The following is a 14297-nucleotide window of genomic DNA, read 5'->3' as shown; positions in this document are numbered from 1 at the left end:
ACGAGGAGCGCCTGACCATCCGGTTGGTTCGTAAAGTCCGATTTTGCAATCGCGACTGGATCAGCTAAGCTTTGAACCCTGCCTCACGGAAACCCTCGAGTAAATCGCGGTCGGATGTGTGTGCGTGTGTTCTTTGAGAACTCAATAGTGTGTCGATGAATGTCAGTGCCAATATTTTATTGGTTCTAGCCATCTCATACCCCCCGGTTGGGATGGTTGGACATTTAACAACAGCAAATCTTTTTGCTGGTGTTTGGCTTTGCTAGGTTTTCGGACTCTAGTTTATTCTTCTGATTGCACCCTTTGGGGTGTGGTTGAGAGTCTTCAACGGAGAGTTTGATCCTGGCTCAGGACGAACGCTGGCGGCGTGCTTAACACATGCAAGTCGAGCGGTAAGGCCCTTCGGGGTACACGAGCGGCGAACGGGTGAGTAACACGTGGGTGATCTGCCCTGTACTTCGGGATAAGCCTGGGAAACTGGGTCTAATACCGGATATGACCACCGATCGCATGGTTGGTGGTGGAAAGATTTATCGGTACAGGATGGGCCCGCGGCCTATCAGCTTGTTGGTGGGGTAATGGCCTACCAAGGCGACGACGGGTAGCCGACCTGAGAGGGTGACCGGCCACACTGGGACTGAGACACGGCCCAGACTCCTACGGGAGGCAGCAGTGGGGAATATTGCACAATGGGCGAAAGCCTGATGCAGCGACGCCGCGTGAGGGATGACGGCCTTCGGGTTGTAAACCTCTTTCGACAGGGACGAAGCGCAAGTGACGGTACCTGTAGAAGAAGCACCGGCCAACTACGTGCCAGCAGCCGCGGTAATACGTAGGGTGCGAGCGTTGTCCGGAATTACTGGGCGTAAAGAGCTTGTAGGCGGTTTGTCGCGTCGTTTGTGAAAACTTGGGGCTCAACCCCAAGCTTGCAGGCGATACGGGCAGACTAGAGTACTTCAGGGGAGACTGGAATTCCTGGTGTAGCGGTGAAATGCGCAGATATCAGGAGGAACACCGGTGGCGAAGGCGGGTCTCTGGGAAGTAACTGACGCTGAGAAGCGAAAGCGTGGGTAGCGAACAGGATTAGATACCCTGGTAGTCCACGCCGTAAACGGTGGGTACTAGGTGTGGGTTTCCTTCCACGGGATCCGTGCCGTAGCTAACGCATTAAGTACCCCGCCTGGGGAGTACGGCCGCAAGGCTAAAACTCAAAGGAATTGACGGGGGCCCGCACAAGCGGCGGAGCATGTGGATTAATTCGATGCAACGCGAAGAACCTTACCTGGGTTTGACATACACCAGAAACACCTAGAGATAGGTGCCCCCTTGTGGTTGGTGTACAGGTGGTGCATGGCTGTCGTCAGCTCGTGTCGTGAGATGTTGGGTTAAGTCCCGCAACGAGCGCAACCCTTATCTTATGTTGCCAGCGCGTTATGGCGGGGACTCGTGAGAGACTGCCGGGGTCAACTCGGAGGAAGGTGGGGACGACGTCAAGTCATCATGCCCCTTATGTCCAGGGCTTCACACATGCTACAATGGCCGGTACAGAGGGCTGCGATACCGTGAGGTGGAGCGAATCCCTTAAAGCCGGTCTCAGTTCGGATCGGGGTCTGCAACTCGACCCCGTGAAGTTGGAGTCGCTAGTAATCGCAGATCAGCAACGCTGCGGTGAATACGTTCCCGGGCCTTGTACACACCGCCCGTCACGTCATGAAAGTCGGTAACACCCGAAGCCGGTGGCCCAACCCCTTGTGGGAGGGAGCCGTCGAAGGTGGGATCGGCGATTGGGACGAAGTCGTAACAAGGTAGCCGTACCGGAAGGTGCGGCTGGATCACCTCCTTTCTAAGGAGCATCTCCAGTGAGTTCTTCACGTAGGTGAATGAGCAACTGGCAGAGCCGTTTCGGACTCACATGTAGTCCGGCGGAGCTCATGGGTGGAACACTGACAGCATTCATCGCACTATCAATCGGTCACACGACTGGTTGGCGGTGAATATACCGGCACACTATTGGGTCCTGAAAGAACACGCGTTCTTTCAAGGCGAAACAAACGATCCGACCGGATCTCCTTGATACCTCGGGGTTTCACTTCGATGGTCTCGGAAATTGTTCCTGGTTGGGTGTGTTGTTTGAGAACTGCACAGTGGACGCGAGCATCTTTGTTAGTAAGTGTTTAAGAGCGTACGGTGGATGCCTTGGCACCAGGAGCCGATGAAGGACGTAGGAGGCTGCGATAAGCCTCGGGGAGCTGTCAACCGAGCTGTGATCCGAGGATTTCCGAATGGGGAAACCCAGCACGAGTGATGTCGTGTTACCCGCGCCTGAATATATAGGGTGTGTGGAGGGAACGTGGGGAAGTGAAACATCTCAGTACCCACAGGAAGAGAAAACAATAGTGATTCCGTGAGTAGTGGCGAGCGAAAGCGGATGAGGCTAAACCGTGTGGATGTGATAGCCGGCAGGCGTTGTCCATACGGTGTAGTGGGGCCCATTTTCTTCTATCTGCCGATAGGAGCGGGAGTCAGAAACCGTTGTGTTAGTCGAAGTGGTCTGGAACGGCCTGTCGTAGAGGGTGATAATCCCGTAGACGAAAACTCAACGGCTCTCGTAGTGGGTACCCGAGTAGCAGCGGGCCCGTGAAATCTGCTGTGAATCTGCCGGGACCACCCGGTAAGCCTGAATACTCCCTGGTGACCGATAGCGGACTAGTACCGTGAGGGAAAGGTGAAAAGTACCCCGGGAGGGGAGTGAAATAGTACCTGAAACCGTGCGCTTACAATCCGTCAAAGCCTTTGAGTCGTTTGGTCGGCTGGGGGTGATGGCGTGCCTTTTGAAGAATGAGCCTGCGAGTTAGTGGCATGTGGCGAGGTTAACCCGTGTGGGGTAGCCGTAGCGAAAGCGAGTCCGAATAGGGCGATACAGTCGCATGTTCTAGACCCGAAGCGGAGTGATCTACCCATGGCCAGGGTGAAGCGACGGTAAGACGTCGTGGAGGCCCGAACCCACTTAGGTTGAAAACTGAGGGGATGAGCTGTGGGTAGGGGTGAAAGGCCAATCAAACTCCGTGATAGCTGGTTCTCCCCGAAATGCATTTAGGTGCAGCGTCGCGTGTTTCTCACCGGAGGTAGAGCTACTGGATGGTCTAGGGGGCCTACAAGCTTACCGAAATCAGCCAAACTCCGAATGCCGGTGAGTGAGAGCGCGGCAGTGAGACTGCGGGGGATAAGCTTCGTAGTCGAGAGGGAAACAGCCCAGATCGCCGGCTAAGGCCCCTAAGCGTGTACTAAGTGGAAAAGGATGTGAAGTCGCGAAGACAACCAGGAGGTTGGCTTAGAAGCAGCCACCCTTGAAAGAGTGCGTAATAGCTCACTGGTCAAGTGATTTTGCGCCGACAATGTAGCGGGGCTCAAGTACACCGCCGAAGCCGCGGCACTCACACAAGACATTCATCTGTTTCTGCGGAAACTTATGCAGTGGTGTGGGTGGGTAGGGGAGCGTCGTGTAGCCATGGAAGCGGCGGAGTGATCCAGCCGTGGAGGCTACGCGAGTGAGAATGCAGGCATGAGTAGCGAAAGACGAGTGAGAAACTCGTCCGCCGAATGATCAAGGGTTCCTGGGCCAGGTTAATCCGCCCAGGGTGAGTCGGGACCTAAGGCGAGGCCGACAGGCGTAGTCGATGGACAACGGGTTGATATTCCCGTACCCGTGTATCCGCGCCCAATGCCGAATCAGTGGTACTAACCGTCCAAATGTTCTCTTATCTCACCTTCGGGTGAGAGGGAGGATTGCTGCACGGGACCTTCGCTGTAGTAGGTAAGCGATGGGGTGACGCAGGAAGGTAGCTGGGCCAGTCAGTGGTTGTACTGGTGTAAGCCTGTAGGGAGTCTGATAGGCAAATCCGTCAGACATATATCCTGAGAGGTGATGCGTAGCCGATTGAGGCGAATTCAGTGATCCTATGCTGCCGAGAAAAGCCTCTAGTGAGTTGGTACACGGCCCGTACCCCAAACCGACACAGGTGATCAGGTAGAGAATACTAAGGCGATCGAGAGAACTGTGGTTAAGGAACTCGGCAAAATGCCCCCGTAACTTCGGGAGAAGGGGGACCTGGTTTGGTGACGGAACTTGCTTCCTGAGCTGAGCTGGGTCGCAGAGACCAGTGAGAAGCGACTGTTTACTAAAAACACAGGTCCGTGCGAAGTCGTAAGACGATGTATACGGACTGACGCCTGCCCGGTGCCGGAAGGTTAAGAGGACCGGTTAGCCCGTAAGGGCGAAGCTGAGAATTTAAGCCCCGGTAAACGGCGGTGGTAACTATAACCATCCTAAGGTAGCGAAATTCCTTGTCGGGTAAGTTCCGACCTGCACGAATGGCGTAACGACTTCTCAGCTGTCTCAACCACAGACTCGGCGAAATTGCATTACGAGTAAAGATGCTCGTTACGCGCGGCAGGACGAAAAGACCCCGGGACCTTCACTATAGCTTGGTATTGGTGTTCGGTACGGTTTGTGTAGGATAGGTGGGAGACTGTGAAGCGGACACGCCAGTGTTTGTGGAGTCGTCGTTGAAATACCACTCTGATCGTATTGGACTTCTAACCTCGGACCATGATCTGGTTCAGGGACAGTGCCTGGTGGGTAGTTTAACTGGGGCGGTTGCCTCCTAAAATGTAACGGAGGCGCCCAAAGGTTCCCTCAGCCTGGTTGGCAATCAGGTGTCGAGTGCAAGTGCACAAGGGAGCTTGACTGTGAGAGCGACAGCTCGAGCAGGGACGAAAGTCGGGACTAGTGATCCGGCACCGGCAAGTGGAAGCGGTGTCGCTCAACGGATAAAAGGTACCCCGGGGATAACAGGCTGATCTTCCCCAAGAGTCCATATCGACGGGATGGTTTGGCACCTCGATGTCGGCTCGTCGCATCCTGGGGCTGGAGTAGGTCCCAAGGGTTGGGCTGTTCGCCCATTAAAGCGGCACGCGAGCTGGGTTTAGAACGTCGTGAGACAGTTCGGTCTCTATCCGCCGCGCGCGTTAAGAAACTTGAGGAAGGCTGTCCCTAGTACGAGAGGACCGGGACGGACGAACCTCTGGTGTGCCAGTTGTTCCGCCAGGAGCACTGCTGGTTAGCTACGTTCGGAAGGGATAACCGCTGAAAGCATCTAAGCGGGAAGCCTGTTCCAAGATGAGGTTTCTCACCCCCTTCGAGGGGTTAAGGCCCCCCACAGACCATGGGGTTGATAGGCCAGAACTGGAAGCCCGGTAACGGGTGCAGGTGACTGGTACTAATCGGCCGAGGACTTACCAACAAAGAAGCTACGCGTCCACTGTGCGGTATCTGAAACAACACACACCGTTTCAGAAACCAACCACCCCCGCGCGGGGGCCGGTTCGGTTTCCGGAGTGGATAGTTTCATAGAGTTACGGCGGCTATAGCGGTGGGGAAACGCCCGGTCCCATTCCGAACCCGGAAGCTAAGGCCACCTGCGCCGATGGTACTGCACTCGACAGGGTGTGGGAGAGTAGGACACCGCCGGAACATCATTGCGAAAGGCCCCCAACCCACGGTTGGGGGCCTTTCCGCGTTACTGAACAACCCTTTCGAACCTTGTCGCGGTGAGTTGTTCAAACCACAATCCGCTGGCGGTTGCCCGCGTCGGACGCCGGGATCATCTCCTGGCAGCAGGCAGATTTGCCGGCCGCGATACTCGCCGACCGTGGCTATGAACGCGTCGCGAAACATGTTCAATCGCAACGTCTTAGATTCGGTTCGAGGGTGACGAGTTCGTCGACTTCGAGCCGATAGCTCGACGACCTCCGGCCGATCCGCCAGCGGATGAAGGGCGAAAGTGAGTGTGCCCGCGCTGGTTTCGTGGCCGGCGATCAGGAAAGTGAGCACCTGGTCGCGGATGACGGTTCGCGGCAGCCGCTTGGCGGCGTCCGGGTCCGACGCTTTCATCATGCGCTGCCAGAGATTTGAGTGCTCAGCCGGATCGGAGCGGTAGCCGTCGATCATCTCGTCGGCCATACGCCGCAGTTCCGCGACGTTGTGCCGGGTGGCGTTGCTGAGCGGCACGGCCGATCGTCGAGTCCAGCAGCCCTAACGCGACCGGCCTGCTCGAATACCGGAGTACCCCCCAGCATCAGCGTGACAACCGGGAGGTTCGGTCGGTGGACGGGTCGTCCAGTCGCACGAATCGATGCCCGAATCCCGCTCGCGCGATGACCTCGAGCGTCAAGGCGTTCATCTTCCCTGCGATGTCGAGGGAGTCGGTGCTGCATTCCCACCTGCGGATCAGCTCACCGATCATCTCAACCATGACGGGGTGGTACAGACGCATTGCTTCGCGGGTGAACCCTGGCATGAGTACGCGATGCGTGGCCCCCACTGCCGGATCGTTGGTGGAGGCGACGATCAGTCCCGTCCGTGCCACCGCGCGGAGACGCCGGATCGGCGGCCTCAGCTCCTTCTCCCACTAAGAACTGCACCATCTCGGCGAGCTCCGCGCTGTTGATGACCACCATCCGCGTCGGGCCGAAGCACAACTCGTAGAGAGCGCCGAGCTTCTTCGCGAGCGAGGCCATCGACTGAACCGGCTTACGGGGGTTGATCGGGAACACGTCACCGATCACCGGAAGTCGGCCCGGACCGGGCGGGCCAGCTGCAGATCCGAGAGGTCCTCACCGGCCTTGATCAGGTCGAGCACCAGGTCGGTGGTGCCGACCTTCAGATACGTCGACATCTCGGCCAGATCGGCGCCGCCGATGATGAGGCGGAGAAGGGAGCTTGGTCACCGCGCTGGTTTCCCGTCGATTGCGGAGCACAGGTACGGATCCAGGAGCGAGGGGACCCGAGTTGCTCTGAGTGACGTCGCGGAACCTAGCTCGGTTGAGGGCGCTGGTCGGTTCGTCGGCGACGAGCAGGCGCGGGAACAGGGCCGGCGCGCGGGCGAATACCACACGTTGCCGGTCGGCAGCGACCCACTTGCGCTGTGCCGCAAGGTATTCGGCGGTGCCACGGGGCGGCCACGGCGTACGGCGAGTCGCGCACTCTAGCTCGGGCCGTCCGTCCGCAGCTACTCTCTTGCCCTGTGCGGGAGGGTATCCGGTGATGTCACGAGTGGGTACGGTGTACGGCGATTCGAATCCCAGCACTCACGCGTGAAGATAGGGAAGACGCTGACCCCGGTCAGGTTGTGGGCACCCGGCCCGCCAGCGGCGAGGTGTCGGTGCGGAGCTGGGGGCTGGCGTCGGATGCGCTGCATCGACCGAAAATCTAGCGCCGGGCCTGGAGGTCGCTATGAAGTGGGTCACTTTTGAATCGGCGGTATTGAGCGTGTACTCGATTGTTGCCGTGTTCGCCTTTCCGCCACAGCTGCCGAGTCCATACTGCTTATCCAAATAGCTCCCGGGACGTGCCGCAATCGCTGGCATTGACTGCGGAACGCGCTTTCGTGGCACACAGTCACCAACCGACGGCCCCCGCAATATCGTCACCGCCACCAAGGCTGGATCGGGGCCCGCGACCGGCTTGGACCAGCGTTTTAACGCCGCCGAGACGAACTCCCGGCCGTCCTCGGCACCGCGGAACGTACGCAGTTGATCCGGCTGCTAACCCGGATCGTCGATGATCACGTGCGCCGCTGATCGCGGCTATGTCGGCGCAGGCAGCGCAGGCGCGGGTCGGAGACGGCGCGGGCGGGGGCAGCAACTAAACTGCGACAAGTGAGTCTTGTGCTGCTACCTGCTGTCGATGTCGCCAATGGTGAGGCCGTGCGCCTCGTGCAGGGGGAGGCCGGTAGCGAAACCAGCTACGGTTCGCCGCTGGAGGCGGCGCTGGAGTGGCAGCGCGGCGGCGCGGAATGGGTGCATCTGGTCGATCTGGACGCGGCATTCGGTCGCGGGTCCAATCGTGAACTGCTGGCCGAGGTGATCGGCCAACTCGATGTGAAGGTCGAACTGTCCGGCGGTATCCGCGACGACGCCTCACTGAAGGCCGCGCTGGCTACCGGCTGCGCGCGCGTCAACCTGGGTACCGCGGCGCTGGAGGACCCGGTCTGGTGCGCCCGCGCGATCGGCGAATACGGCGATCAGATCGCCGTCGGCCTCGACGTTCGCATCATCGACGGCGAGTACCGGCTGCGTGGGCGCGGCTGGGTCAGCGACGGCGGTGACCTCTGGGAGGTGCTGGAGCGCCTGGAGCGCGACGGCTGCACCCGATACGTGGTCACCGATGTCACCAAGGACGGCACCCTGACCGGCCCTAATCTGGATCTGCTGCGCGAGGTCTGCGCGGCCACCGACGCGCCGGTCATCGCCTCCGGCGGGGTTTCCACCGTCGAAGACCTGATCGCCATCGCCGGGCTGGTCCCGGAGGGGGTCGAAGGCTCCATTGTCGGCAAGGCGCTGTACGCGGGCCGGTTCACGCTGCCCGAGGCCCTCGCCGCGGTGCGCTGACCGCGATGGCCGCCGACCCGATCGCAGACCTGCCCAGCCTGCTCGCCACCGCGAGCGACATCCTCGACGACGCCATCCCGCGGTTCATCGAGGGCGTCGGCGCCCCGAGCGCGGTCACCAAGGGCCGCAACGATTTCGCGACCGAACTGGATCTGGAGCTGGAGCGCACCATTTCCGGCCAGCTGGAACACCGAACCGGACTCCAAGTGCACGGTGAGGAGTTCGGTGGCCCGCAGTTGACCTCCGGCACCGCCTGGGTGCTCGACCCGATCGACGGCACCTTCAATTACTCCCAGGGCCATCCGCTCGCGGGGATGCTGCTCGCGCTGGTGCACGAGGGCGTTCCGTTGCTCGGCCTGACCTGGCTGCCGATCCTGGGCCAGCGCTACGCCGCCACCGTGGATGGTCCGGTACTGCTCAACGACGAACCGTTGCCGCCGCTGCCACAGGGCAAACTGGCCGAGGCGATGATCGGGTTCGGTGCGTTCAACGTCGATTCCGACGGTCGCATCCCGGGCCGGTTCCGCTTCGATCTGCTCGGACCGCTCAGCAGCCTGTCCTCGCGCGTCCGTATGCACGGCTCCACCGGGATCGACCTGGCCTTCACGGCGGCCGGAATACTCGGCGGCGCGATCGTGTTCGGACATCATCCGTGGGACAACGCAGCCGGTGTCGCGCTGGTCCGCGCGGCGGGTGGCGTGGTGACCGACCTGGCCGGCGAGCCGTGGACCATCACCTCCGGTTCGGTGCTGGCCGCCGCGCCGGGGGTGCACGAGGAACTGCTCGAAATGATCTGCACAGTGAGCGAAACCGAAAGTGAAGGATGACGCGATGACGTTGGCGGTACGCGTGATTCCATGTCTGGATGTCGACGCGGGCCGGGTGGTCAAGGGCGTCAACTTCGAGAATCTGCGCGATGCCGGTGACCCGGTGGAACTGGCCGCCACCTACGACGCCCAGGGCGCCGACGAGCTCACCTTCCTCGACGTCACGGCCTCCACCGGTGACCGCGGCACCATGATCGATGTGGTCACCCGCACGGCCGAGCAGATCTTCATCCCGCTCACCGTCGGCGGCGGTGTGCGCACGGTCGAGGACGTGGACCGGCTGCTGCGCGCGGGTGCGGACAAGGTGTCGGTGAATACGGCCGCGATCGCGCGGCCAGAGGTACTGCGTGAAATGTCGGAGCGGTTCGGTTCGCAGTGCATCGTGCTGTCCGTCGACGCGCGCACCGTTCCGGAAGGACAGCCCGCCACCCCGTCCGGCTGGGAAGTGACCACACACGGCGGTAAGCGGGGGACCGGCATCGACGCTGTCGAGTGGGCCGTGCGCGGCGCCGAACTCGGCGTCGGCGAGATCCTGCTCAACTCGATGGACGCCGACGGCACCAAGGCCGGTTTCGACCTGAAGATGATCGAGTCCGTGCGCGCCGCGGTCACGGTCCCGGTGATCGCGAGCGGCGGCGCCGGCGCGCTGGAGCACTTCGCTCCCGCGGTGCACGCGGGGGCGGACGCGGTGCTGGCCGCGAGCGTCTTCCACTTCGGCGACCTCACCATCGGCCAGGTCAAGGATTCCATGCGTGCGGAAGGGATCGTAGTTCGATGACGGGGATCGACGGGGCACGCGGTCTGGATCCGGCCATCGCCGCCCGGCTCAAGCGCAACGAGGCCGGGCTGGTCGCCGCGGTCGCGCAGGAGAAGAGCACCGGTGACGTTCTGATGGTCGCCTGGATGGATGACGAGGCGCTGGCCCGCACGCTGGAAACCCGCAAGGCGACCTACTATTCGCGGTCGCGGCAGCAGTACTGGGTGAAGGGGGAGACCTCGGGGCACACGCAGTACGTGCACGAGGTCCGGCTGGATTGCGATGGTGACACGGTGCTGTTGGTCGTCGATCAGGAGGGTGCGGCCTGCCACACGGGCACGCACACCTGTTTCGACAGTGACGTGCTGCTGGCCGAGTCGAACTAGTCTTCGGGCTGGTTCAGTGCTTCGGTGAGACGATTGGCAAGGATCTCGCTGAGCTCGGCCAGGTGCGCGCTCTCCTCGGGGCTGAGCCCGTCGAACACCAGGTGCCGGACCGCGTCCAAGTATCCGGGGGCGGCCGCCACCACTTTCTGATATCCCGCGTCGGTCAGTACCGCCTGGACCCCGCGCTTGCCCGCCCGGGTCGAGCGTTCGGCCCAGCCCAGTCGTTCCAGCTTCGACACGACATGCGACAGACGCGATAGCGACGAATTAGCCTTGCTGGCCAGGTCGCTCATCTGTAGCCGATGGCCGGGTTCTTCGGACAGCAGGGTCAGCACCCAGTACTCGAAATGGGTGACTCCGGACTCGCGCTGCAACTGAGTATCCAAGGCGCTCGGCAGCCGGGTCATCAGCGCGACGATCGCGCGCCAAGCTCGCTGTTCCACCGGGTTGAGCCACTTCGTCACTGTGCGCCTTCTCTCGAGCGAAGTGACGTGGGTCCGTCAGATGTTCACAGTCACCCGCGCCATCGAGTTTGCCACGATTTCGCTCGATGGGCACAGAGTTGCTCCGGACGGTGAGAGCTTTCACAGCCCTTCGTGGCGTGTCGTCGTCGTGTCCGGATCTACATAGGTGGTATCGGCGGGGGGCATCTCGGCGGCCCGGCGTCGCCGCCACCCACGCCGGACATCGAAAATCGCGATCAGCACGAACAGGGCGATGGCGAGCAGAACGCCGACGAGGGTGGCGCCGCGGAACGCGGGCGCGTCCACGTCGAGGATGCGTTCACCGGCGTGTGCGGCATTGCTGCCGCCGCGCACGATGGCCAGCGTCATGAGGTTCGGCAGGGCCACGATGATCCCGAGCACCGCCGCGGCACCGGCGATGAACTTGCCGCCCCGCCGCCGCCACATGTTCGCCGCGAACAGCAGCAGGAGCAGTGGAACGAGGGTGCACAGACCGCCGAGCAGCAGACCCCACCAGATGCCCTTGGAGAAACTGCCGTGGATCGACTCTGCCAGGCGTTGCGCCCACCAGCGTGGAATGAACGCCTTGAGGATCAGGTATGTCACGACCAGCACCGCGACCAAGGCTAGTGAGCCGAAAAGTCGCGAGCGCCAGTTGGACGTATGGGATTGCGTGTCGGTCGGCTGCCCCTCGCGCATAGTCATGGATGCAGCGTAGGTCTGTGACCAGCTTGAACATTGGCAGGGCGCTCGGCGTTTCGTGCAAAAAAGAGAGGATTGCTAGGAGTTGTCTCTCAGGTACTTCAGCGCTTCGTCCGCGTGCACGTCGGCGCGCAGCTCACCGGTGATCACCGTGCGGATGGTGCGGTCGGTGCCGATGACGAAGGTCTGTCGCTTGACCGGAGCGAATCTGCCCAGCAGGCCGCGCTTGACCCCGAACTGTTCCGCGACCACGCCGTCGACATCCGACAGCAGCGGATAGCCCAGCCCCTGGCGCTCGGCGAATCCGGCCTGGACGTCCACGCGATCGGTGCTGATACCGACGCACGTGGCGTCGAGCGCCTTGAACTCGGTGGCGAGATCCCGGAAGTGGCACGCTTCCTTGGTGCACACCGGGGTATTCGCGCCGGGATAGAAGAACAGCACCACGGGCCCGCCGGCGAGCAGATCGTCGAGGGAACGGGTGGTGCCGGTTTGATCGGGGAGTTCGAACCGCGGGGCGAGCTGGCCTGGCTTCATGAAAACGGACAGTACCGGGGAGATACGCATCCCCGGCGGCCACGGCCGTGACGAGGGAGGAGCGGCCAGGACGACGGGGATGCGGGCGATGCGGGCTCAGGCTCCGACGAGCGCGGCGACCTCGGGGTTCTTGATCTCCATGACATCGAGGATGCCGTGGGCGCGCAGGAAGGGCTTGAGTTCCCGGATGCGGTCGCTGTGATCGGCGTACTCGTCCGGGAAATGGTTGCGGTCCAGCGACTCGAGGGCTTTCACATAGGTGACGAAAGAAGCGAGCGCGTTGTAGGGACTGGCGACCTGGGGGCCGCCCATGCCGTTCAGTCCGACCATCCGCGGGGGTTGGCCGGGCATCGAGCCCGGCGCGGCGTGCCGGCCCTCCGGCCCCGCCTGTTGCGAGGGGTACATCAATTGTCTCCTCTCGAATTTCGATACCGCGTGACTGGGGGATCCAGCTAGCTGAAGTGGAACGCAGCGAGTGTAGTGACGGCTGCCACATGCCCGTTCAGGGCATGAAAACCGGTCGGTTGGACCTGACCGCCTCGTGCGGTTTGCCGGGAGCGGGACGCGAGCGCCGACCGGCCCGAGCGCAGAGCGGGCAGCCGCACTTGGGATGATGGTGCAATGCCTGCCGCGTCCGCTCCCACCACCACGACCCGCGCACAGTTCCATCTGCTGGCCGCGGAGCACCGGGTGGTCCCGGTGATCCGAAAGGTGCTGGCGGACTCCGAGACTCCGCTCTCGGCCTATCGCAAGCTGGCCGGTGACCGGGCCGGGACCTTCCTGTTCGAGTCCGCCGAGAACGGTCGTTCCTGGTCTCGCTGGTCGTTCATCGGTGCGGGCAGCCCGTCCGCGCTGACCGTGGTCGACGGTGAAGCCGCCTGGCTGGGCAACATTCCGGCCGACGCGCCCTCCGGCGGCGATCCGCTGGCCGCGCTGCACGAGACGCTGCGGTTGCTCCAGACCGAACGCCTACCGGGCTTGCCGCCGCTGACCGGCGGCATGGTCGGCTACCTCGGCTACGACGCGGTGCGCCGGATGGAACGCCTGCCGAACCTGGCACTCGACGATCTGCAGCTGCCCGAGATGGTGCTGCTGCTGGCCACTGATCTCGCCGCCTTCGATCACCACGAGGGCGCGATCACGCTGATCGCCAACGCCGTCAACTGGAACGGCACCACCGAGGGTGTCGACGAGGCCTACGACGACGCGGTCGCCCGGCTGGACCGGATGACCGAAGCACTCGCCGCGCCCGCCGCGTCCACGGTCTCGGTGTTCGATCAGCCCGAACCGCAGTATCGCCGCCGCCGCACCTCCGACGAATTCGGCGCGGGCGTCCGCCGCCTGGTGAAGGAGATCGAAGCGGGCGAGGCGTTCCAGGTGGTGCTTTCGCAGCGCTTCGAAATGGACTACGACGGTTCACCGCTGGACCTGTACCGGATGCTGCGCGCCTCGAACCCGAGCCCGTACATGTACTTGATCCACGTACCCGACGGCGACGGTGGCACGGCCTTCTCCATTGTCGGTTCCAGCCCGGAAGCGCTGGTCACCGTGAAAGAGGGGGTGGCGACGACGCATCCGATCGCGGGCACCCGCTGGCGCGGCGTCACCGAAGAAGACGACCTGCTGCTGGAGAAGGGTCTGCTCGCCGACGAGAAGGAGAACGCCGAGCACCTGATGCTCGTCGACCTGGGCCGCAACGACCTGGGCCGGGTGTGCCAGCCGGGCACGGTGCGCGTCACCGAGTACCGGCACATCGAGCGGTACAGCCACGTCATGCATCTGGTGTCCACGGTCTCCGGCCGGCTCGCGCCCGGCAAGATCGCGCTGGACGCGGTGCGCGCCTGTTTCCCGGCGGGCACGCTCTCCGGTGCGCCGAAGGTGCGGGCCATGGAACTCATCGAGGAATTGGAGCCGACCCGGCGCGGCATCTACGGCGGCGTCGTCGGCTACCTCGACTTCGCCGGCGATGCCGACACCGCGATCGCCATTCGCACGGCCCTGATCAAGGACGGCACCGCTTACGTGCAAGCCGGTGCGGGCGTGGTCGCCGACTCGGATCCGGATTACGAGGACGTGGAATCCCGTAACAAGGCGATGGCGGTCCTCAAGGCCATCGCCGCGGCCGGGACGGTGCGGGCCTACGGGGCCGACATCCGAAGCGGGAACGGCTGAT

Annotated in this window: 11 protein-coding genes, 3 rRNA genes and 2 pseudogenes; 8 read left to right on the top strand and 8 right to left on the bottom strand. The window is 62.5% G+C overall.

All coding sequences use genetic code 11. The annotated features are described in order from the left end of the window. Positions 1 to 324 precede the first annotated feature (324 nt). The 3 genes from BJ987_RS32480 (at position 325) to rrf (ending at position 5533) form a co-directional block, all read left to right on the top strand. Positions 325 to 1843 (top strand): 16S ribosomal RNA (locus tag BJ987_RS32480). A gap of 321 nt (positions 1844 to 2164) precedes the next feature. Beyond that, positions 2165 to 5303: ribosomal RNA gene (locus BJ987_RS32475) — 23S ribosomal RNA — on the top strand. 113 nt (positions 5304 to 5416) lie between these two features. Continuing rightward, positions 5417 to 5533: ribosomal RNA gene (gene rrf / locus BJ987_RS32470) — 5S ribosomal RNA — on the top strand. Together the 16S, 23S and 5S rRNA genes form the textbook arrangement of a ribosomal RNA operon. Positions 5534 to 5815: 282 nt before the next feature. On the opposite strand, the pseudogene BJ987_RS38305 reads toward rrf, so the two are convergent. The 4 genes and pseudogenes from BJ987_RS38305 to BJ987_RS32450 form a co-directional block, all read right to left on the bottom strand. After that, positions 5816 to 6010, bottom strand: a pseudogene (locus BJ987_RS38305) (cytochrome P450); the annotation flags it as partial. A gap of 127 nt (positions 6011 to 6137) precedes the next feature. After that, the gene (locus BJ987_RS32460; protein ID WP_209896864.1) at positions 6138 to 6314 is read right to left on the bottom strand and encodes a hypothetical protein; all 177 of its coding nucleotides are present in this window, start codon (positions 6312 to 6314) and stop codon (positions 6138 to 6140) included. Further along, positions 6307 to 6615 carry a hypothetical protein gene (locus BJ987_RS38300; RefSeq protein WP_372446959.1) on the bottom strand — a complete coding sequence of 103 codons (309 nt, stop codon included), beginning with the start codon at positions 6613 to 6615 and terminating at the stop codon, positions 6307 to 6309. Before BJ987_RS38300 ends, BJ987_RS32460 begins: the two co-directional genes overlap by 8 nt. Positions 6616 to 6635: 20 nt before the next feature. Then, positions 6636 to 6773 (bottom strand): annotated as a pseudogene (locus BJ987_RS32450) (proteasome accessory factor PafA2 family protein); the annotation flags it as partial. A 946-nt stretch (positions 6774 to 7719) separates the two neighbouring features. Here BJ987_RS32450 and priA point away from each other — a divergent pair. From priA to hisI, 4 genes are read left to right on the top strand one after another with little or no spacing between them, the layout of a single operon-like run. Further along, positions 7720 to 8451, top strand: a complete 732-nt coding sequence (gene priA, locus BJ987_RS32445; protein ID WP_209896861.1) for a bifunctional 1-(5-phosphoribosyl)-5-((5-phosphoribosylamino)methylideneamino)imidazole-4-carboxamide isomerase/phosphoribosylanthranilate isomerase PriA — start codon at positions 7720 to 7722, stop codon at positions 8449 to 8451. A 5-nt stretch (positions 8452 to 8456) separates the two neighbouring features. Further along, the gene (locus BJ987_RS32440; RefSeq protein WP_209896860.1) at positions 8457 to 9278 is read left to right on the top strand and encodes an inositol monophosphatase family protein; all 822 of its coding nucleotides are present in this window, start codon (positions 8457 to 8459) and stop codon (positions 9276 to 9278) included. A gap of 4 nt (positions 9279 to 9282) precedes the next feature. Further along, the gene (hisF, locus tag BJ987_RS32435; RefSeq protein WP_209896859.1) at positions 9283 to 10056 is read left to right on the top strand and encodes an imidazole glycerol phosphate synthase subunit HisF; all 774 of its coding nucleotides are present in this window, start codon (positions 9283 to 9285) and stop codon (positions 10054 to 10056) included. After that, positions 10053 to 10421 (top strand): phosphoribosyl-AMP cyclohydrolase, encoded by a 369-nt coding sequence (hisI, locus tag BJ987_RS32430; RefSeq protein ID WP_209896858.1) that lies wholly within the window; start codon positions 10053 to 10055, stop codon positions 10419 to 10421. Before hisF ends, hisI begins: the two co-directional genes overlap by 4 nt. Here hisI and BJ987_RS32425 read toward each other — a convergent pair. The 4 genes from BJ987_RS32425 to BJ987_RS32410 all read right to left on the bottom strand — a co-directional run bounded on the left by BJ987_RS32425 (position 10418) and on the right by BJ987_RS32410 (position 12529). Beyond that, positions 10418 to 10828 (bottom strand): MarR family winged helix-turn-helix transcriptional regulator, encoded by a 411-nt coding sequence (locus tag BJ987_RS32425; RefSeq protein ID WP_209899478.1) that lies wholly within the window; start codon positions 10826 to 10828, stop codon positions 10418 to 10420. The two genes, hisI and BJ987_RS32425, sit on opposite strands and share 4 nt — an antisense overlap. 177 nt (positions 10829 to 11005) lie before the next feature. After that, complete coding sequence (locus BJ987_RS32420; RefSeq protein WP_245366236.1) at positions 11006 to 11590, bottom strand: permease; 585 nt, start codon at positions 11588 to 11590, stop codon at positions 11006 to 11008. Positions 11591 to 11665: 75 nt separating this feature from the next. Then, positions 11666 to 12124: a peroxiredoxin gene (locus tag BJ987_RS32415; protein ID WP_209896857.1), complete on the bottom strand. Its 459-nt coding sequence runs from the start codon at positions 12122 to 12124 to the stop codon at positions 11666 to 11668. A gap of 96 nt (positions 12125 to 12220) precedes the next feature. After that, on the bottom strand, positions 12221 to 12529 hold the full coding sequence (locus BJ987_RS32410) for a hypothetical protein (RefSeq protein WP_209896856.1): 309 nt from the start codon (positions 12527 to 12529) through the stop codon (positions 12221 to 12223). Positions 12530 to 12745: 216 nt separating this feature from the next. Between BJ987_RS32410 and BJ987_RS32405 the strand changes: the two genes are divergently transcribed. Then, positions 12746 to 14296: an anthranilate synthase component I gene (locus BJ987_RS32405; RefSeq protein ID WP_209896855.1), complete on the top strand. Its 1551-nt coding sequence runs from the start codon at positions 12746 to 12748 to the stop codon at positions 14294 to 14296. The last annotated feature ends 1 nt before the right edge of the window (position 14297 follow it).

This window comes from Nocardia goodfellowii (assembly GCF_017875645.1).
Classification (GTDB): Bacteria; Actinomycetota; Actinomycetes; order Mycobacteriales; family Mycobacteriaceae; genus Nocardia; species Nocardia goodfellowii.
This window is presented reverse-complemented; position numbering and strand designations above follow the sequence as displayed.

Bases quoted from the DNA above. Each gene is read 5' to 3' on its own strand.
- BJ987_RS32460 (WP_209896864.1), bottom strand. From the start codon at position 6,314: ATGGTTGAGATGATCGGTGAGCTGATCCGCAGGTGGGAATGCAGCACC.
- BJ987_RS32440 (WP_209896860.1), top strand. From the start codon at position 8,457: ATGGCCGCCGACCCGATCGCAGACCTGCCCAGCCTGCTCGCCACCGCG.
- hisF (WP_209896859.1), top strand. From the start codon at position 9,283: ATGACGTTGGCGGTACGCGTGATTCCATGTCTGGATGTCGACGCGGGC.
- hisI (WP_209896858.1), top strand. From the start codon at position 10,053: ATGACGGGGATCGACGGGGCACGCGGTCTGGATCCGGCCATCGCCGCC.
- BJ987_RS32425 (WP_209899478.1), bottom strand. From the start codon at position 10,828: ATGACCCGGCTGCCGAGCGCCTTGGATACTCAGTTGCAGCGCGAGTCC.
- BJ987_RS32420 (WP_245366236.1), bottom strand. From the start codon at position 11,590: ATGACTATGCGCGAGGGGCAGCCGACCGACACGCAATCCCATACGTCC.
- BJ987_RS32415 (WP_209896857.1), bottom strand. From the start codon at position 12,124: ATGAAGCCAGGCCAGCTCGCCCCGCGGTTCGAACTCCCCGATCAAACC.
- BJ987_RS32410 (WP_209896856.1), bottom strand. From the start codon at position 12,529: ATGTACCCCTCGCAACAGGCGGGGCCGGAGGGCCGGCACGCCGCGCCG.
- BJ987_RS32405 (WP_209896855.1), top strand. From the start codon at position 12,746: ATGCCTGCCGCGTCCGCTCCCACCACCACGACCCGCGCACAGTTCCAT.